At 44.2% G+C, this 20,751-nt stretch carries 16 protein-coding genes; 15 read left to right on the top strand and 1 reads right to left on the bottom strand.

Annotation, left to right across the window (positions count from 1 at the left end):
* Positions 1-85: 85 nt before the first annotated feature.
* From K8S19_05155 to K8S19_05130, 6 genes are read left to right on the top strand one after another with little or no spacing between them, the layout of a single operon-like run.
* Complete coding sequence (locus K8S19_05155; protein ID MCD4813060.1) at positions 86-2,134, top strand: chemotaxis protein CheA; 2,049 nt, start codon at positions 86-88, stop codon at positions 2,132-2,134.
* Positions 2,135-2,147: 13 nt separating this feature from the next.
* On the top strand, positions 2,148-2,762 hold the full coding sequence (locus K8S19_05150) for a chemotaxis protein CheC (GenBank protein ID MCD4813059.1): 615 nt from the start codon (positions 2,148-2,150) through the stop codon (positions 2,760-2,762).
* Positions 2,759-4,909 carry a pilus assembly protein PilM gene (pilM, locus tag K8S19_05145; protein ID MCD4813058.1) on the top strand — a complete coding sequence of 717 codons (2,151 nt, stop codon included), beginning with the start codon at positions 2,759-2,761 and terminating at the stop codon, positions 4,907-4,909. The genes K8S19_05150 and pilM overlap by 4 nt, the downstream gene beginning before the upstream one ends.
* 2 nt (positions 4,910-4,911) lie before the next feature.
* Positions 4,912-6,027: a DNA-processing protein DprA gene (dprA, locus tag K8S19_05140; protein ID MCD4813057.1), complete on the top strand. Its 1,116-nt coding sequence runs from the start codon at positions 4,912-4,914 to the stop codon at positions 6,025-6,027.
* Positions 6,024-6,788, top strand: a complete 765-nt coding sequence (locus K8S19_05135; GenBank protein MCD4813056.1) for a hypothetical protein — start codon at positions 6,024-6,026, stop codon at positions 6,786-6,788. Before dprA ends, K8S19_05135 begins: the two co-directional genes overlap by 4 nt.
* Positions 6,789-6,844: 56 nt before the next feature.
* Positions 6,845-7,669: a methyltransferase domain-containing protein gene (locus K8S19_05130; GenBank protein ID MCD4813055.1), complete on the top strand. Its 825-nt coding sequence runs from the start codon at positions 6,845-6,847 to the stop codon at positions 7,667-7,669.
* Positions 7,670-7,817: 148 nt separating this feature from the next.
* On the opposite strand, the gene K8S19_05125 is transcribed toward K8S19_05130, so the two are convergent.
* Positions 7,818-8,717: a hypothetical protein gene (locus tag K8S19_05125; protein ID MCD4813054.1), complete on the bottom strand. Its 900-nt coding sequence runs from the start codon at positions 8,715-8,717 to the stop codon at positions 7,818-7,820.
* A 342-nt stretch (positions 8,718-9,059) separates the two neighbouring features.
* Between K8S19_05125 and K8S19_05120 the strand changes: the two genes are divergently transcribed.
* The 9 genes from K8S19_05120 to K8S19_05080 all read left to right on the top strand — a co-directional run bounded on the left by K8S19_05120 (position 9,060) and on the right by K8S19_05080 (position 20,742).
* Positions 9,060-9,659 (top strand): TetR/AcrR family transcriptional regulator, encoded by a 600-nt coding sequence (locus tag K8S19_05120; protein ID MCD4813053.1) that lies wholly within the window; start codon positions 9,060-9,062, stop codon positions 9,657-9,659.
* A gap of 11 nt (positions 9,660-9,670) precedes the next feature.
* Positions 9,671-10,201 carry a hypothetical protein gene (locus K8S19_05115; protein MCD4813052.1) on the top strand — a complete coding sequence of 177 codons (531 nt, stop codon included), beginning with the start codon at positions 9,671-9,673 and terminating at the stop codon, positions 10,199-10,201.
* A 17-nt stretch (positions 10,202-10,218) separates the two neighbouring features.
* A complete protein-coding gene (locus K8S19_05110) occupies positions 10,219-11,292 on the top strand; it encodes a 4Fe-4S binding protein (protein ID MCD4813051.1) in 1,074 nt (357 codons plus the stop codon).
* A complete protein-coding gene (locus tag K8S19_05105) occupies positions 11,261-12,562 on the top strand; it encodes a hypothetical protein (protein ID MCD4813050.1) in 1,302 nt (433 codons plus the stop codon). The genes K8S19_05110 and K8S19_05105 overlap by 32 nt, the downstream gene beginning before the upstream one ends.
* A 235-nt stretch (positions 12,563-12,797) precedes the next feature.
* Entirely contained in the window at positions 12,798-15,098 is a 2,301-nt protein-coding gene (locus K8S19_05100) for an MMPL family transporter (protein ID MCD4813049.1), read from the top strand.
* The gene (locus K8S19_05095) at positions 15,095-15,883 is read left to right on the top strand and encodes an outer membrane lipoprotein-sorting protein (GenBank protein MCD4813048.1); all 789 of its coding nucleotides are present in this window, start codon (positions 15,095-15,097) and stop codon (positions 15,881-15,883) included. Before K8S19_05100 ends, K8S19_05095 begins: the two co-directional genes overlap by 4 nt.
* Entirely contained in the window at positions 15,880-17,124 is a 1,245-nt protein-coding gene (locus tag K8S19_05090) for a hypothetical protein (protein ID MCD4813047.1), read from the top strand. Before K8S19_05095 ends, K8S19_05090 begins: the two co-directional genes overlap by 4 nt.
* Positions 17,125-17,340: 216 nt before the next feature.
* The gene (locus K8S19_05085) at positions 17,341-19,524 is read left to right on the top strand and encodes a patatin-like phospholipase family protein (protein MCD4813046.1); all 2,184 of its coding nucleotides are present in this window, start codon (positions 17,341-17,343) and stop codon (positions 19,522-19,524) included.
* A gap of 192 nt (positions 19,525-19,716) precedes the next feature.
* On the top strand, positions 19,717-20,742 hold the full coding sequence (locus K8S19_05080) for a hypothetical protein (GenBank protein ID MCD4813045.1): 1,026 nt from the start codon (positions 19,717-19,719) through the stop codon (positions 20,740-20,742).
* The last annotated feature ends 9 nt before the right edge of the window (positions 20,743-20,751 follow it).

Genomic DNA, 20,751 nt, shown 5'->3' with positions numbered 1-20,751 from the left:
AGTGGCCGCATTGACAGGGAAATAAAACGCGGTGATTCGTGTGCCGTTTTTTTGAATAACGTTTTTAATCGTTTCAGGGGTAATCATGGATACCTTAGAGTACAAAGATCTTTTTATCAGTGAATCACTCGAACATCTTGATCGTCTTAACCAGGCATTGCTTGCTCTGGAAAAAGATATTACCGACCAACATTCTTTGAATGAAATTTTCCGTACATCGCATACACTTAAGGGTATGGCTGCCACCATGGGATTCGATCAGATCACGGAATTGACCCATCAGATGGAAAATGTTTTGGAAAAGCTTCGCGTTAATCATGAAAAAATAACTCCTTCTGTGGTGGATGTTCTGTTTGAATGTTTAGATACCCTGGGTATTTTAATAGAAGAAATTTCTTCGGCAGAATCAAAAAATGTGGATATTTCAGGGCTCTTGGAGAAACTCAAGATCTTGGCCAGCGGAGAAACATTGCCGGCGGTTGCAGTGTCACAACCCCGGACAGCTGCACCGGCAGTGGCGCAGCCGAAAAGTGATCCAATGAAAATGGCGGACACGCCTGATACCGAGCAGGAATTAAGCAGCGAACATCTCGAAGAGTTGATAGTCAAGGCCGAGGCCGAGGGGTACCTGACCTATGGGGTGCGGGTCAAGGTTGATACGGCATGTTCCTTTAAAGGTGTGCGCGCTTTCATGGTATACAAGGCACTGTCTGAACATGGTGAGATTATTGCCAGTTTCCCGGATCCCCAAGCATTACAAGAAGGGGAATTTGATCTTGAGTTTTTACTGTTGGTGCTTTCACAGCGTAAGCAGGCGTTGCTGGAAAAAAGTCTGAAAAATATTTCGGAGATTGACGTTTTTGAGCTGGTGCAGTTGACCGCAGACAAAGTTGAAGATTTTTTTGGTGAGAGCAAGGTCAAGGCACGAATTCTGGTTAAGACGACACAGCCCGAGCAGGCAAGCAAGACCAAGACTGCGTCCGGTAGAACTATTCAGAGCATCCGGGTCAGTATTGAGCGGCTTGACAATCTTCAAAATTTGGTCGGTGAACTGGTCATTAATAAAATTCGATTGACCCAGATTTCCAAACAGTATGCCTTGAAGGAACTCAAAGAGGCACTGATCCAGTTTGACCGCATCACTAATGATCTCCAGGATGAAGTCACAGAAGTCCGTATGGTGCCGATGGAGCACATTTTCAACCGTTTTCCGCGGATGGTGCGTGATCTGGCCAAGGAAGGCGGCAAGGAGATTGAGCTGGTGATGGAGGGTAAGGAAATTGAGCTCGATCGTACGGTGCTTGATGAGATCAATGATCCCCTGGTGCACCTTTTACGCAATGCGGTGGATCATGGGATAGAGACTTCTGAGGTGCGTACACAGCAAAACAAATCGCGCCACGGACTGATCAGCTTAACCGCAATGCGCGAGAAAAATCATGTTATCATTAAAGTTTCGGATGACGGGCGGGGCATTGATCCGGCCCATATTCGCGCAGTTGCGGTGAAACGTGGTATGATGAGCGTTGAAGAAAGTGAACGGCTCTCCAGCCATGAAGTGATGAATCTGGTAAGTTTGCCCGGATTTACCACAGCCGAGAAGGTGACAGAGGTCAGCGGACGCGGTGTTGGTGTGGATGCGGTGCGTACCAAGATTGAATCTTTTGGCGGCAGTCTGAAGATTGAAAGTGAACCGGGCCAAGGCAGCATTTTTATATTACGCATGCCCATGACGTTGGCAATTATTCAGGCACTGCTTTTTTCAGTTGGCAAAGAAGTGTATGCATTGCCGGTGATTAATACGGTTGAAACAATTGAATTTGTAGAAGAGGATATCAAGCATGTTCAACAAGGGGAAGTGGTCATGTACCGTGACAGTGTGCTGCCGCTTTTGCGATTGCACCGTATTTTAGAAGTGCCGGGAGAGGAATCTCAAAGCAATGACCGCGCTATTTTGGTTACCGAGGTGGGCGAGATGCGTGTGGGATTGCTGGTGGACCAGGTTTTGGGGCAGCAGGAGATCGCAATTAAGTCTTTAAGTCCTATGCTGAAAAGCATCAAAGGGTTTTCCGGCGTCACCATTTTAGGTGACGGCCGTATTTCACTTGTTTTAGATGTTCCGAGTTTGGTGTAGGTAGGGGGGGAGTATGCCTGACATTCGCGCATTATCCGATATACAGTTGGATGCTGTACGTGAGGTTGGCAATATTGGTGCGGGTCATGCAGCAACTGCATTGTCCCAACTGATTGAAAAAAAAATTATGATTACGGTTCCCAAAGTTCTTTGTTTGCCGTTGAACAAAGTGGTTGATTTGGTAGGCGGCCCACAATCGCTCATTGCCGGTGTGACCATGCATGTGTTGGGCGATGTCTCAGCCAAGATTGTGTTGATTTTGCCGCGGAAAAGCGCGTTGCAGATGGCCGGGCTTTTGACCAAGCAAGATACCGAGGAACGTCAGATTCTCACCATGCTGGAGCACTCGGCGATTAAAGAAGCTGGGAATATTCTGGCCGGCGCTTACCTCAATGCACTGACGGAATTTTTAGGGCTTTTGCTGTTACAGTCCGTTCCCCAGCTCATTTTTGATATGGCCGAGGCGGTGGTTACGGAACTTTCCAAAGGGTTTCCCAGCAACACTGAGGTTATTTGTATTGAAACGGAGTTTATGGAATCGAACCGTGTCATTAACGGTTATTTCTTTTTAATGCCCGACAAAGTTTCTCTCGATGTTATCCTGCGGGCGACGCAGGTGCCGCAGTGACCCTGGGAAAACACCAGCCCATTCTTGTGTTGGATATTGGAACGCGCAAGGTTGCCGGTGTGGTGGTCAAACCCAAAGACAAGGGGCTTAAGGTTTTAGCGGCTCGGGTGTTCGAGCATCCGGATCGTGCCATGCTTGATGGCCAGGTACACAAGGTCGAAGCCGTCGCCAAGGTCGTTGCCCGGGTTAAAGCAGAGCTGGAAGCAGAGCTGGGGATTACATTGCATGAAGCGTCCGTGGCGGCAGCCGGGCGTGCCCTCCTGACGGAATCAGCTGAACAAAAAAGGAAATTACCCCACACAACAGAAATTACACGCGCTGATGTACTGGCACTGGAGTTGGCTGCCGCGCGCACGGCACAAACCTCTTTACAGGTCCACGGTACGAAGAATAATTTGCATTGTGTAGGTTTTTCTGTGGTTAAATTTTCTTTGGATGGCGAGGTTCTCGATGACCTGGTGGGTCATCAGGGACGGGAAATTTCCGTAGAAGTGCTGGCGACTTTTTTGCCCCGCCAGGTGGTGGACGCCTTGATGGCGGTACTGCGTCGAGCCGGTTTAAGTGCCCGAAGTTTGACCTTGGAGCCGATTGCTGCGATTGAGGCCACCATTCCACCGGATTTAAGACGGATGAATTTAGCGCTGGTGGATGTGGGTGCCGGTACCTCGGATATTGCGATTACACGCGACGGCTCGGTTTTTGCCTATGCCATGGTCACGCAAGCGGGGGATGAGATTACAGAAAAACTTTGCGAGCGTTATCTACTTGAGTTTCAGGAGGCGGAACAGGTTAAACGTTGTTTGCAGGCCGCAGACGGTAAGCCGATTTGTTTTAAAAATATTTTGAATCAGGACTTGCAATTCAGTGCGGAAGAAATAATTGAAACCTTGCTGCCGGCGATTAAGCGCCTGGCGGAATCCATTGCCTCGATAATTATTAAACTCAATGGTACTGCACCGCGTGCTGTGATTATGGTGGGTGGCGGCAGCGCCACCCCGCAGCTGGGTGAGCAAGTGGCACAGACCCTGGAGATTGAGGAAAACCGAGTAGGCAGCCGTGGACCGGAAACCATCATAGGGCTGGAGAATCCAACCACGGCATTACACGGTATTGAGGCCATCACACCGTTGGGCATTGGATTGCTGGCTGTTCAGGACAAAGGTCTGCGTTTTATGACGGCTCAGGTCAATGATCAACCTGTCCAGCTGCTGGCGTTGACATCCCAGCCAACAGTATTTGATGCCCTGCTCTCATCCGGCCGGGAAATGAAGAGTTTGCATGCCCGTCCGGGAGCGGCGATTACCTACACTCTGGCAGGGCAGTTCATGTCCGCGCCCGGCAGCTTGGGTCAACCGGCCAAATTATTTATTCAGGACGAACCGGTCGGTTTGGATACCGGGATACAGGAGGGGACGATCATCAAAATGGCCGAGGCAATTGACGGTGAGGACGTGATTTTAAATTCTGAGATGATACCCCGCCCCTCAGGACCTTTTTGGTGTACAGTGAATGGCGGCACACTGGAGCTTGAACTCCAGCTCGCGGACCAGGGAAACCTCGTGGCAGCCAATACGCGCATTCGTGACAGAGCAGAACTCGATTGGCAGTCGCATAAGCCGCTTATTGAGCTAGTGCCGGAGTTGGACACAAAAAAGGCGAAGCAAGAAAAAACTCGTTTTAAACTCAATGGTGAATTGCACAGTATGCAAAAAAACAATTCCATTGTCATCAAGGTCAATGGTAATGACGTGCAAGCTGATTATTATCCCCGGCCCAATGACCGGATTGAATGGGAGCAAAAGAACCAGCCGGTTTTTCGGCTTTGTGACTTGGGAGAATTGCTGCCCCAGCCCAGTCAGATCACCGTTAGGGTGAATGGCAAGCCGCGCATTTTGGATACAGGCGGGGGACGGATTTATCTCAATGGTCAACCGGCGCGTTATGAAGATCAAGTGCCTGACCTCGCGGAGATTGTGATTGAAAAAACCGATACGGAGCCGCCTATTCTTTCGCAGGCATTGGATGGAGTGGATATTGTTCCGCCGAAAAATGCCGGGCCGATCCAACTTTTGGTGGATGGCCAAAAAGCTGCATTTACCACACCTTTGCGTGACGGTGCGCGTGTTGAAATTTCCTTTGGAAAATAAAAATGTCAAAAAATGATCGCTCAGCTTGGATTGCACTCAGCCTGATATCCGGAATTGGCAGTGTGCTGTCCCATAAACTCTCAGAGGCTTTCGGATCGCCGCAGGCGGTTTTTGAACAGGCCCGCTCGGTTTTATCCGATCAGAAAAAAATCGGGAACCGGTTGGCAGCCTCCATTGCCAAGGCCGATTGGCAGGGTCTGGCAAAAGAGGAAGAGCATCGCTGCACAAGGCAGAGTATCAAAATTTGTACTCTGGCGGACGCGGACTATCCCGGTCTCTTAAAAGCGGTCCCTTTCGCACCCGTATTTTTTTATTATCGCGGATCGTTGCTGCCCGAGGACAAACAGGCGCTGGCTGTGGTAGGCAGCCGCAGACCCACAGGATACGGTATTGTCTCAACCCGGGAGCTTGTCAGCAACTTGGCCGGGGCAGGGCTGACTATTGTGTCGGGTCTGGCCATGGGGATTGATACGGTGGCGCATCAGAGTGCTTTAAAGCAGGGTGCCCGCACGCTGGCAGTTGTGGCGCATGGTTTGGATCGGGTTTATCCCCGGATTAATAAAAAACTTTTCGAGCAAATCACAGAACATGGAGCAGTCATTTCTGAATTTCGGTTGGGCGTACAGCCGTTACCGGCGCATTTCCCGCAACGGAACCGTCTTATCAGCGGTTTGGCACGGGGTGTGCTGGTGGTGGAGGCGGGAGAGACGTCTGGGTCACTGATTACAGCCCGTTGGGCCGGTGAACAGAATCGCGACGTTTTTGCTGTGCCAGGTATGTATCATTCTGCACTTTCCAAGGGAACCCATGCCTTGATACGTGATGGTGCTAAGTTGGTGACAACCGTAGAAGATATTTTGTCCGAGCTGCCGGATTGGAAACCAGACCCATCAATCCGTACCACAAAAATCACACATTCTCATTTGAAATTGCAGGGCCTTCAGGCTGATATTTATGGCAGCTTGCGTCAGGGCGGCATGCATGTTGACCAGATTGCATTGGCATGCCGAAAACCGGTCCAGCGGGTTATGCTGGATCTTTTGACCCTGGAAATACAGGGCCGGATCCGGAGCGAGGCTGGACAGATTTACCACTGGATTGGAGAAAACGCAAATTGAAAAAATGGTATTGGATCGTATTTTGTAGTGTTGGATTTTTGTTTGCGCACCCGGTTGCTGCACACGCTGAAATCAACTTTGGCGGCGGTATGGAGTATTTTACTACCAAGGCTATGATTGATGATGGTGCAAACGGTTTTTGTCATACCATGATTCAAAGTACTTTGATAGTAGCCAAAATTAATTGGTTGGAAGGTCCGTGGTATGTTGAGGTCAATGGCGGGATCTCGGATTGGAATGTGAGTGGCGATTGGGACGGCTCCGGGATTGATCCCATTCAGATGGATGTGATCGGATGGGCATGGCAGCAAAAAACGGAAGCAATCCTATCGTATCAGTTTTGGAAATCGTTGGGAGTGGGTTTGCGTTTTTCCGATCATGCTCTGGAGCACTATGATGGATTGACCAATTATCGGTTTACCCGGTATCGGAAACAAGGCTATTCAGTAATGTTCAACTGGCAGGCACTACGCGCTAAGGATATGTTGATTCAACTTGATCTGGTCTATGCGCCCAATGATCGTCTGGAACTTTCTCATGTTGTCCCCAAAGGAGAATTTGACTATTTTTTTTATTATGAAACCGCCGGAACCGGTCCAACCTGGTTGGGAAAAATAAAACTTGAATATCGCGATAGTGCCGGTTGGGGATTGGATTTGATTTATCAATTCGGCTGGTCGGATTTTTCCAATCCGGAAAATGTTGAGCATGTGACGATTAAAACCGGAAGCCTGACCGGGTATTTTGTCCTGAGGTTCTAAAGAGCGTCCTTGCTATGTGATCCGCATAAGAGAAGCTAAATAATTATGGAGGTATTTTGAAAACAGTACAGCAACTGAAACAGGCACTGCCTGAACAATTTGACCGGATGATAAAGTTTGATAAACGTGAGATTGATAACCCGGATGTCTATCATCATGCCCGGTTAAATTATTTGGATCGTTTGTATAAAACACTGGCGGTTTTTCGCGCGCGTTTTTCCAAACCGGAAGAAATTTTGGTGGCGGATATTGGCTGCGCCCAGGGGAATTTGAGTTTGTTGCTGGCGGAAGCGGGTTTTCGGGTTACCGCACTGGATATTGATCCGGATTATCTGGCCTATGCCGAGAAAAAGTATGAAAAAGGAAACATCCAATGGGTGCAGGGCAGCTTTGACAAGCAGGACCTGCCGGGGTTTTATGATGTGGTGGTATTAGGTGAGATCATTGAGCATTGCGCCTATCCTGAGGATTTTATTGAAAAAGCGCTGGCGTTTTTAAAACCCGGCGGTATCTTATGGGTGACCACACCCAATGCCTTGATGTTTCGCAATCACCTACCGACTTTTGGACAATTGCAACGCCGTGAAGACAGGAAATTTCTGGAAGAAAAACAATTCGGCCCGGATGGTGAGGATCACTTATTCCTGTTCACGTTGTCTGATTTAAAATTGATCTTACCCAAGGGGGTCGTGTTAAAAAAGGCAGGCTATCTAGGCGGCACAGTACTCATCAACCGTAGGACAACATTTTTTTTGCGAGTATTACCCAAAAGTTGGTTGTTGGGTCTGGAGCGCTTGGTGGCTAACGTACCAGTGTTAAATCGTTTGACCTGCCACGGACTCTATGCTGTTTTGGAAAAAAACAAAACCACTCAAAATTGATTGAAAATTGTGCTCCTAGTAACTCTGGGTGAATGACTTGGCCGACAGCGACTGGGAAATAGAGTGCACTAAAAAAAATAAGAAACGGTGTTAGGTAATTTGGGATTCCTGATAAAAGGTAAATTCCCTAACACCGTTTTTGGGATTTCTACTCGCTTAATTCTTTGTTGAGGGTCTCTGCGAGTGCGGTTGCACTCGCCTGTATGGCCTCATTATAAGATTTGATGGCCGCAGCATCATCGCCGGTAAAGTTTACCAAACCACCCTGCAGCATAGGCACCGCAGTGCCCTTGTATTCCAAAAGAACGCCTCGATAAACAGCACTTGTACCCGCTTTGGTGACAACCGAGATTGCAGTGCCCGCAACCGGGACGGCTTTGGTTTTTTTCGATGCAAGCAAGTTCCCCAATCCGCCTAGGAGCTGCAGGCCCTTTGGTTCATAGGCAAGTACCGTTCGCAGGACGATCACAGCATCGAGATCCAGCTGCTTACAAAGCTCGGTCAGATCCTGGAAGGTTTTTTGATTTTTTTCTTTATAAAGTGAATTTCTGAATGAATCAAAATATTTGGTCTCCGGCAATATGGTGACCGGGACAAAACCTTTCGCATCGGTTGCTTCACCTGACGATGCCTGATAGGCAGGCATTTTTTTGACTTGGTCAATGGGGAGGATATTCCAGTGCGAGATGGCTTTTAAAGCGTTGGTATAGATTGTGTCGGAATTAATCAGAATTTGTTCAATCGAGGCCTGGGTTGTATCAGTTGTTTTTCCAGTATATTCTTTCATTTCTTGCGCTTTTTTCCGGAGTTCATGAAGGTTTTTGTCTGAAGCTGGTCCGGCTTTGTAGTTGTAAATATAAGTGTTGGCGCTAAGACTCACAATGCCGATTTTTTTGATTGACTGGACTTCGGCCTTGCGTGAAATGGGGACGGCAGAGCAGCTTGCGAGTGTGACGACCAAAGAGAGTGCTATAAAATATTTTCCGGCAGTTGAAAAAGTTTTTTTAAAATTCAGGTAATCGTTTGGATTGGAAATAGTGTTTTTCACTTTTGTTGACTCCTTTTTTTATATACTTTTATAGCCACTTAAAAACACAGCTGAAATCAAACCCGCCTACAACCAAACACCTCCCCCGGAAGTTATTTTTGGTGAATAAGTATTTAAGCATATAATGTGTTGTCGTGCCAGCGCAAACACAATGGGCGTCAGCTGAGTGTGTTTGCGGGTTAATATCGTCAATTATTTTTGCTTTAATACTTGTGTGGTTTGACACCTCAAATGTCTGTGTGCCGTTTTTTTTAAGGGTATTAAAAAAATAGTGTTGACACCGTGAGGTGATAGGCGTATCTTTAAAGTTAGTTAATAATAACTAACTTGTGAGGTGGTCATTTGTTAATTTATACTCTGCGGCAACAACAAATCATGACAACGGCGATTGAATTGATTGCGGAACAGGGCATTCAGCATCTTACGATGAAAAATATTGCGCAATGCCTGGAAATATCCGAACCGGCGATATACCGGCATTTTACGAATAAAACCGGGATGCTGATGGCAACAGTGAAACAGTTTGGTCAGTATAACCAGGAGATATTTGAACAGCTCGCAACCAAATCTGGAGATATTCCGGCCATGTTGAAAAACATATTTTGTGGTCATGCAGAAATGTTTGACCGGCACCCGGCGCTGGCGGCAGTGACATTTTCGGAAGAAATTTTTCAGAATGAAAAAAAAGTAACTGCGCAGGTGTTGGCGATGAAACAGGCGAATGAAAAAAAGATATTGAAAATTATCCGGCAGGGACAAGATCAAGGAACTGTCCGGGCTGACTTGCCGGCAGAACATTTGATGATCCTCATTATGGGACCAATGCGGTTACTGGTCAGAAAATGGCGGCTGGCAAAATGCGGTTTTGATATTAAAAAATCCGCACAGGCACTGTGGCAAAGTTTGGCAGTGGTACTAAAAAATAAGGAAGACGCAATTTAGGAGGCGGAGAAATGAATGATAATTCATGGAAGATACGAAGAACACTCATCATGAGTGCAGGCGTAGTACTTTTTTTTCAGGGCGTGGCGACGGCCTGTGAGATTAATTTTGAGATTATAGAGCAGCCGCAGTCAAATCAGGCGGATAAAAATAAGCAGGCAGTTGCAGCGGACCAGGAAGTAATTGTAGGCAAAATTGACCAGAAAACTGAAAAAGAGCCAGCCAAGACGGATAAAAAATCGAAAAAGATTATCTACCACGCGGGGGATGTTTTTACCTCCCGGGTGACCGTGACGCTGACTCATCGTGTCTGTCCGACGGCGATTAATAAAACCAAATTTAAATTTAAAGGGCTAAAAGTTATCGGGGCCACCAAGTGGCAGCAATTATCAACCATGGTTTATACACGGAAATTAAAGATTGAGGTAATTGGTACAAAGAGTGGAAAACTTCTGGTGAATGCTGTTCGGACTTGTGATAAAGAAGGTGGTTACGGCAGTATGACGCTCAAATCCGAGCCGTTGAGCACCGCGAACAAATAATAAAAAGGAGCAAGGCTATGTTGGGTGTACCCTTAAAATTTCTTAAGTCACTTGGCTTCTTATTTGTTATGGTTCTTCCCTTTCTTGTGGGCAATGTGCTGATCGCTGCTGCTGACGCCGGTCTATCAGGAACCGTGATGGTTGACAGCAATAATACGGGGGATGAATTTGTCAATTCGGGCGGCGATGATGAATTCAGCTCAATGGAATTTGATGAGGAATTCAACGATAGCGGTGCAGAATCAGCGCCTGCTGAATCGGTGAGCTACTCCAAAATGTATTGGGCATTACTGGTTGTGGTGATGACAATTTTGTCAGGGATTATGGTGCGGTTCAAATTCACCCGCCGTTTCAAAGGGGTCATGCTGCTGTTTTCCCTGGTAGTGTTGGGGTTTTATCACGGTGGCGGTGCTTGCATGATCTCCAGTTTCCAAAATACCTGGCTGATGTTGATTGGCGTAAAAATAGAATGGCAAAGTCTTTTGTGGTTTCTGGTGCTGATTCCGCTGACCTATATTTTTGGACAGGTGTGGTGCGGTTGGGCCTGTCATTTGGGCGCTTTCCAGGAATTTCTTATGCTGCCGGGTAAATTAAGATTATTTCAAAGTGCTCGGGCGCAAAAAATTATGGGAATCATTCGGACAGTTGTGCTGGTTGTTTTACTGACACAGTTGTTTATAACCCATACAAATATTTATAAACATTATGGGCCGTTTAAGGTGGCTTTTAATTTGTTTTCTCCTAATCTGATCGGTTACATTTTATTAGGCGTACTGTTGCTTAGTTCTTTGTTCATTTACCGCCCATTTTGTCGGAGTATTTGTCCGATCGGCTTGATTTTGGGTTGGATTGCAAAAATTCCCGGGGCCAGTATTTTGGGGATTAATCAGACCTGCATAAGTTGTACCAGCTGCAACACCAGCTGCCAAGTCAATGCGATTACCCGCAGTCCGGAAAAAATCAGTCATTTGGATAATCAGGATTGTATTGTCTGTGGAGATTGCCTCGATGCTTGTCCAAAATCGAGTATTTCATTTTATCGAAAAGGAAATGAACATCATGTTAAAATTAAAATGCAAAAATCTAAGTAGGCTAATACTGCTGGGCCTGGTGCTTGGTTTGGCGGTGAATGCCAATGCCAAGCGGGAGTGCCGGAGTATTTTAGGCGCTCATTTAACTCCGGTGATGGAAAAATCTTCTTTGTTGTGGGCGATCGAAGGGACGATGGGACCGGGGAGAATCGGCGATAAAATGATAACCGGCGGGATGCTTTTGGGTGCGCTTAACTACACTTTTTTTTCATCACACCAACTCTATTTAGAAGGCGGGTATAAACATTGGAGTGTCACTGATATCAGTGGATCGGACGACAGTAACCAACCAGCGGTTTTGGAATATGAAGACAGCCGGCATGTAGGGTTGCGGCAGGTTTTTTATCATTATCAGGAAAAGGATATCATCGCCCGTCTCGGGTTGCAGGAGATGAAGATGGGTAACTCCATTCTGTTGGATGAACGGGTTTTGGGGTTGAGCTATAATCAGAGCTGGCAAGCTTTCTCAGTGCAGGCACAGGCCGGTACGGTGACGGACCATTTTGCCCGCATGGGAAAGTTTTGTGCCAATCGCCATCTTTATAATCTTCTGGCATTGGATTATACCGGGGGTGTGGGGGAAGTCATGGGTGAGACCAATTTGTTAGGGCTAACGATTAGTTGGAACCCGGGTTATGTGCCGGGTGATGACGCGGGCAATGAGTTCAGTGAGTTTTCGGACAGTGATAGTAGTGGACCAGTAAGCCACATTAGTGTCAGTAATCTGAGCGTACTTTTTTATGAGGAGTTTGGAACCATTATTGAGGATAACCGGGTTTATGTTGGGTTGCTGATGAACGGTAAATTACACAATGCTCTGGATTGGGCCATTAGTGGTATCAATCAAACTATTGACAGTGAAAGCACATTGGCTTATACCATAGAATTAGGCAAGGACTTTATTTACGACTCAGGAGCTTTAACCAGCATCAGTGTTGGCTATCTGGGACAATCTGAATGGAATGGAGATGCAAAATTCCAACCAACTTTTAGTAATCTGTTTTTTGGAGAAGTCATGCGTTTAGATGCCGTTAATTTACCTCTGGCATTTGCTGAAGTCAGACATCGATTCCCCGGAAAACTCAAACCTTATGTACAGCTAAAAGGTGTAAAACAACTGGAAGATCAGCAGACTATGGAAATGAATTTTGAAGCCGGCGTAAGTTTATTTGGTCATGTTGAACCGGCGGTGATACTTAGCCGAATAGAGGCGCTGGGGTTGGAGGAGGTGATCCATATGGTGCGATTAGAGCTGAAAGTGGCTTTTTGATGGGCGCGCCTATTTTAGTAGAGATAGAGGTTAATTAATAAAACAGATTTTATAAAAGCTTTAAAACAAAGAGATGATCCACAGATTTCGCAGGTTTTTTGGATTAGGTCATAAAAACAAATGTTTTGAAGTGTCTTGAAATCGGAGTAATCTGTGTAATCTGTGGATAGGATTTTGATTTTGTTTGGACAAGAATGATAGTAAGTATAAAATTATCCTTGAAAGGACTTAGACTATGGAAAAAATATTCAATAAACTGCTGGAGAGGCCCAAGACGGTTTTGGTTTTAATTCTAATTACTTCGATCGCCTTTTTTGCAGTCATGAAATCAAATACACGCATGGAGACCGATCTGGATAAATATATGCCTCAGAGCCATCCGGCATTTGTGTACAGCAACCAGGCTGAAGAATGGTTTGATATTAAAGACGGCATCATTATTGCTGTTGAAAATCCGGATGGAATTTACAACACCGGAACTATTCAGAAAATAAAGCAATTGACCAAAACATTACAAAAGATGAAAGAGATCAATAAGAACGATGTTACGTCGCTGTACACAGCGGATAATATTATTGGTACCCAAGAGGGTATGGACGTAAAAGCATTTTTTAAGCGTACACCGAAAACAGAGGAAGCATTGGAGCAACTTCGTTCCAATGTCCGCAATAATGAGATGATTTTCGGGCGATTGGTATCAATCGATGAAACAGTGACCATCATTGTTGCTGAAATTGAAGATGATGTTTTTTCTCAGGAATTTTATCACCAGATTTTGGAAGTAAGCAAATCTTTTGAAGGACCTGAAAAAGTATATGTGGCCGGCCGTCCAATTGTGGAAGGCAACCTGGCGATGCTGGGTCCGGCTGATATGAAACGCATGGTCCCGATTGTTATTTTGGTTATTGTCGTGGTTCTTCTGATTGTTTTGCGAAGCTTCAAGAGTACCTTTTTCACATTGTTGGTGGTTTTGTTCAGTGTGGTTTGGTCGTTTGGGCTCATGGCGGCAGTGGGTATTCCGATCTATGCGGTTTCAACCATGCTCCCGGTCATGCTCATCGCCATTGGCGTGGCCTATGGAATCCATTTGTATAATCATCTCCACCTTTTTATGATTAAAAATCCGATTGCTTCCAGAAAAGAAGCGGTGTTGGATATGATTCAGGGGATGTGGAAACCGGTACTCATGACGTCGGTGACCACGGCGGTGGGTTTTATTTCATTGCTGACTTCGCAAATTTATCCAATTAAATATTTTGGGATGTTCACAGCTTTTGGTGTGATGATGGCAATGGTGTTTTCGTTGGTATTGATTCCCGCATCAGTGATGGTTTTTGGTTTACCCCAATGGAAGAAAAAGCAGGAAAAAAGTAACGAAAACAAACATAACGACAATTTGACATTTTCAGAGAGGATTATTAAATACAAATATATAACCATTGTTTTAACAGCGGTTATTATTGTTTTTTCGGTCATTGGCATTGGAAAAATATGGATCAATTCCAGTTTTTTGGAAAAATTTGAAAAAGACAGTGAAATTGTGATAACGGATAAGTTTATTAATGAAAATTTTGGCGGCACATCTACGCTGAACGTTATTTTTGATTCCAAAGATAAGGATGCCTTTAAAAATCCGGACATTCTTAAGGCTATTGATAAATTGCAGGACGATGTTGTCGGAACATTGGATGTTGTGGGTAATTCATTCGCTTTGACTGATTATTTAAAGCGGATGAATAAAGTCATGCATGCTGACAAAGAAAAGTACAATGTTATCCCTGAATCGCAAGAGCTGATTGCCCAGTATTTACTGCTTTATGAAATGTCAGGGGACCCGGAAAACTTGTGGAAGGTTGTGAATTATGATTACCAAAAAGCTAATTTGACATTTCAATTGAAAAGCGATAACTCCAAGGCGATTAATAGTGCTATCGCGATCATTGAAAAACATATGCCGGCATTTAACGCGAAAAATGTTGAGCTTAAATATGCCGGATCCGGTTATAAAAGCCTGGTATTTACCGACTTGATTTTAAAGGGGCAAGTTACCAGTCTGTTAATGTCTCTGGTGATTATTATTATTTTGCTTTCCTTAATGTTTAAAAATATTATGGCAGGCTTAATTGGTGCAGTGCCGGTTGTGATTACAGCCGTCATTAGCTTTGGGGTGATGGGATTGCTGAATATTCCCTTGTCCACAACCACGGCCTTGGTTTCCAGCATCGCCATCGGTATTGGTATTGATTACGCGGTTCATTTTATAGATCGCTACAAGATTTCCGCGGCCGAAACAGGCGACAAGGTATTGGCCGGTCAGTATACGATGCAGCATACCGGCAGGGCAATTGTGTTTAATGCGATTGTGGTGATTGCGGGATTTTTAGTGCTGCTGTTTTCCGGATTTCCGTCAAATCGTGCATTGGGTGCATTGGTTTCCTTGAATATGTTTACAAGTTTCCTGGGGACAGTGACGATTATGTATCTGGTGCTATTTGGCTCGAATATTTATTTCAAAAAAAATGGAGGCTTAAAATGATTATTAAAAGAACACTACTCATGGTAATGGCACTGTTAATCATTGTGCCGACGCTGGGGCTTTCGCAAGAAAAAATAAGCGGCTTGAAGATTATTGAAAATGTTTACAATCGCGAAACCGGTAATGACATGCAAGGTGATCTGACCATGTCGCTTATTAATTCCCGTGGTGATCAACGCGTGAGAAAAATTAAACAGTTTATTAAGGATTTTGGAAAAATGGAAAAGAAAATCATGTTTTTTGTTTCGCCGGCGGATGTGCGCAACACTTCTTTCATGAATTGGGGCTACGACGAGGCCGGCAAAAATGATGATCAGTGGATTTATCTGCCGGCTTTGAAAAAAGTAAAACGCATTTCCAGTGACAGTACCAGTGATTATTTTATGGGATCTGATTTCACGTATGATGATTTGGGTGATCGCTATCCGACCGATGATACCCATAAACTGGTGCGTGAGGAAAAAACGGGGGATGAAGATTGCTATGTTGTGGAAAGTATTTCCAAAAATGAAGAGTATATGTACTCGCGGACTGTTTCCTGGATCATTAAAGACAAATGGATCAGTCTTAAAAAAGATTTTTATGATGAAGACGGTGAATTGCTGAAAACACTGACCGTAAAAAAATATGATAAAATCGGGAGCTATTGGACAATACTGGCAAGTGAAATGCGTAATGTTCAGAAAGACCATACGACAAAAATGGAACTGGATAATGTTAAACTGGACACAGGACTTTCGGCGAACAAGTTTACGGAACGAATGATGAAAAGAGGTTTGAAATGAGAACGTTGTATTTCGGACTATTCGGGGGTGTTCTTGCGCTGTTAGTTTTCATAAGCGGGGCAGCGGCGCAATCGCTGAATTGGTCGGGTTATGTGCGCAATTATACCGGAATGCTGTTAACCGGCGACAATGAGTATCCCATTGTTCAAAACACATTTAATTTGAACATTGAACAGAGTAAAGAAAAGGTGGCTTTCAAAGCAAATCCTTATATTTATCAGTATCCCAATCAGGAAATGGAAATCGGGTTACGTGAAGCATATGTGGATATCTTTTTTGACTCAATAGATTTACGCCTGGGAAAGCAGCAAATTATTTGGGGAAAGGCTGATGGTGTGTTTATCACCGATATTGTTTCTCCCAAAGATTTAAGTGAATTTTTGTTGCGTGATTTTGACGAAATTCGTATGGGTATTACAGCCCTAAAGGCCGATTATTATTTAGGTGACAATACCATTGAATTTGTATGGAACCCGATGTTTACTTCGACTCAAATGCCTGGGGAAGGTTCCATCTGGTTCCCGGGATTGGATTTTCCCGTGTCACCATCCTTTGATTATAGTCAAAAAGAAGTTGGCGCGGCATTGGAAAATAGTGAGGTGTTTGCAAAATATTCAATTATCACATCTGCGATTGATTTTGAAATTATGGGTGGATACATGTGGGACGATGATCCGACGATGCACATTACAAAAACCATTGATCCTGTGACATTTCAACTGGCAGGGATAACCGTCACACCGAGGCATCATCGTCTGGGATTGGGGGGCGGTAGTTTCAGCACCGCGCTGGGTGGCTTTATAGTGCGCGGAGAAGGAGCCTATTATCACGATAAATATTTCAATTCAGAAGATATGACACTTATTGATGGCACGGTACGGAAAGACTATATTCATTATTTGGTAGGATTGGATTTTGTAATGTGGGACGTGCGGTTTAGCGCCCAATTTGTTCAGCAGGCAATTTTGCAGTATGATGAAGCCATAGCGAATGATGAATTTGAGAATACGATGACTTTTCTGGCGAGCAAAGATTTTCTGCGGGAAACGCTGCGATTGGAATTGTTTTCATACATTGGACTGAATAATTCCGATGCCCTGATTCGTCCCAAAATCACTTATGCTTTGGTCGATGGATTTGAATTGCTGCTGGGTGCCAATATTTTTATTGGGAGTGAAGGCAATTTCGGGCAATATGATGACAATGATATGGTTTATGCTAAAATAAAGTACAGTTTTTAGAAGTGATTCCGGGGATAGTAACTAGTGTTTTTGCTGCAAAATCTCCTTTTGCTGTCATTGCGAGGAGCGATAGCGACGAAGTAATCTTGATTTTATAAGGATGAAATGAGATTGCCACGCGCCCTCCGCTCGCTCGCAATGATTTTTTAGGGGGGCAGCAGAATCACTAGCAAGGAAAACAATCATCAGGCGCCGGAAAGGAACGAAAGACTTCTCATGACGAATCGATTAGGTCTGTCTTTGATCTTTTTCTTTTTTGGCGCTCTATTGGTAAGTGCGCAACCGGTTTTTTCAACAGATGATCCGAAAATCGGCTTGGTTTTAAGCGGCGGCGGTGCCAAGGGTTTGGCGCATATCGGTGTTTTAAAAGTGTTGGAAGAAGAACAGATTCCCGTCCATTATATTACAGGGACCAGCATGGGTAGTCTTATTGGCGCCTTGTATGCAATTGGATATACTGCCCAAGAAATCGAAACCATCGTCATCTCTCAGAATTGGGATCATTTATTAAATGATCAGCGACCCTTCCGTAATTTATTACTTACTGACAAATATCAGGATACAAAATATTTCGTTACCCTGCCGATTAAAAATTGGCGGATTGGTTTACCGGTAGGTGTTGTAACTGGACATAATATTCAATCCTTACTCGCAAGACTTACCTGGCATAGTCGCCATATCAGGGATTTTGATGATTTCCCCATTCCTTTTCGATGCATTGCAACGAACCTGGTCACCGGAGAAGCCCATGTGATGAGCAAAGGAGATTTGGTAACAGCACTGCGTGCCAGTATGTCCATCCCGGCGGCTTTTACACCTATAGAACGGGACGGGCAATTATTAACTGATGGCGGTGTGGCCAGGAATTTACCGGTGACCGATGTTTTGGCCATGGGTGCGGATATTGTCATCGGTGTTGATGTAGGGAGTTTCACTTATCAAAAAGATGAACTGGATGATTTGGGTAAAATTCTTGAACAATCCATGTCCATACTTGAGCAGTCCAAATCCACAGCAGAGCGGGAACAGTGCCGTGTTTTGATCCAACCGGATATGAAGGGTTACCGTTCGAGCAGTTTTGCGGCTGCTTCAGAACTGATTATGCGCGGCGAAGAAGCTGCCCGGAGAGCGATCATCCAGCTGCGCGCCATAAAAAAATCCCTCGCTTTGCAAACGCAATTTCGGCCACAAAAAATATCCCGCCCGGATGATGCGGCGGTTATAAAAAAAGTGGAATTGATTGGTTTGGGGCGCTCATCCCATGCCATGGTCCGCGGTCCGCTGGGGATTAAACCCGGTCAAGAAATAACAGCTGAGCAATTGGATAAAAATATTCAAAATATTTTCGGTACGGGCTATTTCAAAAGCGTTCATTATGTTTTAACACCCACGGAAGATAAAGAAGAAATATTGCAGCTTTTTTTAAATGAATTAGACCAGGATGTTTTTCAATTTGGATTTAGCTATAATTCAGAATTTAAGTCATCACTCTTATTAAATCTGACTTTTTTAAATCGATTGGGCAGTGGATCAATTACAAAGCTTGACGGCCGGTTAAGTGAAAATCCGGCGATTGAATTGGGTTATTTATATAAATTGGGCTGGAATCCCGGTTTTGGTTTTGGGCTTAATTTAAGGTACGATCAAGAAAAAACGTCTGTTTATGCCTTGGACGGTAAAATTAACGGTCTCTTCGTTTTTTCGGATTTCGTAGGTGAAATTTATACGGAGATGTATTTATGGAATTCAATTGCTTTGGGGCTTGGTATTGCCAGAGAAAAAGCACTCATTGAACCTTTGGTTGGCAGTAATTTCAGCACCCATTTCGTGAATTATAGTGATGTTTTTGCTTATATTAATGTGAATACTCTAAATCGCTCTTTTTTTCCTTCGCGGGGTTTTCAGTTGGATGGCTATTTAAAACTATTTAATGATTTTGAAAATTCTAATAGAGTATTTGGACAACTCGATGCTAAAGGGCAATTCATTATTCCTTTACCTGCCGGATTTTCCTGGAAGAACCTGTTTTACTTCTCAGCCATAGGAAATAGCCCTGTCACTGAAGGTGATTTATATTATTTAGCAGTTTCTTTTTTTTCCAGGCAGCGTCAAATACCGGCACTTAAATTTTATGCAACAGAAGAGGCCATTAAAAATCACGCTTTTTTTGAATCCTCAGTTCAATTTAAAGTATGGGAAACCCTTTACTTTCGATTATCTGTTTATGATGCTGTTGCAAGCAATAGGCTGGAAAAAATAAGTAATTTAGAAAAACTTGCCGGTGGCTATGGTTTGAGTTTTGGATGGATGACACCCATTGGACCATTGGAATTGAATTTTTTAAAAACTTTTTATCGGGAAGACTATATTAGTGAAATACAATTCGGTTATCGTTTTTAGAGCGCTTTATTAAAGTCAAGGTGATGTGAATAACCAACCCGTCATTTACGATTACAAAAAAAAGCTGGCTCTTGTAAATCCGGTGCAGCTTTTTTCCCTGAGTCGGATGGCGTATGATAAAATTGGTGAAAGATTTTAATTTTGTATCTGTCGAATAGATGGCGGTTGGACAAATTAAAAGGGGGATGGGAAATGTTACAAGCAAAATGGATTATTGGTGTTTTAATTACAGTAAGCATGTTGGTCGTATCAGGTTGTGCAACTACGCGAGTCAATCAAGCTGCATTATCCAATTTGAAAAAAGTAGGTCTTTGTGCAGTCACCATGGATAAAATGGGACAACCCTCAGCCAATAATCAGGCAATTACGCAAAAAGCTGCTGATTACGCATTGAAGCAATATGATCAAGCTTTAAGTAGCATTACCAGTTTTCAATATATACCCAGACAGCAGTATCAAAGCCATGCCAGTTTACGCAGTATTACTGATTTTAAAAATTCTCCGGTCATGAAGAAGATGTTGGAGAAAAATGCCGGTCAAGCAGCCGCATCTGCCATGATGTTGCGTTTGATGGGTAAAAAAGGCGGGAGCACCGAAGAAGTATTGATTAATACGTTTAAGGATGATTATGTTAAAAAAACCGGGAATCAATTAGCTGCCCGAGGATGTGCCAATGTTACGTACCATTTATTTAGAGATGATGCCGAAGGGGTGACAGTCAAAAAAGTCTCTTATGGAAATGCTGCAAAGAATAATAAAAATAAAATGAAGCAGGTGATGTTGGATTCCGTTGCGTATGCCTGTCAACAAACCGGTTTGGACGGCATGTTCGTGGTTTGGAATAAAGCTGCCGCTTTCAAACATGTGAAGGGTGTCAATGTGGTTAATATTAAAACCCGACGAACCAATGGTACGATTCGCTTGAATCCAACATTGATGCTAATTGATAAAAACGGGGAAATTGTGGCGGATTTAGGCTGGCCGGGATTTGATGATTTATCACCCACCAAAGGAAGTATTCCGATTATGGTGGTGGTCCCCAAGGACCCTAAAAAAGCCAATCGGAGAAATTTAAAATTAAAAGACCTGAAAACGACAAATGAAGTTGATTTGAAAGATTCCAAAGGTTACGCGTATAAAGCATTGCGCGGGCTTATTGATGAAACGTCGGTTAAATTAGTGACAAAATTCCGGAAAACCATTGGTGAGATCGAATAATTGTTTTTA

This window comes from bacterium, assembly GCA_021108215.1.
In the GTDB taxonomy this organism is placed as follows: Bacteria; Oederibacteriota; JAAXVQ01; order JAAXVQ01; family JAUVAV01; genus JAIORK01.
This window is presented reverse-complemented; position numbering and strand designations above follow the sequence as displayed.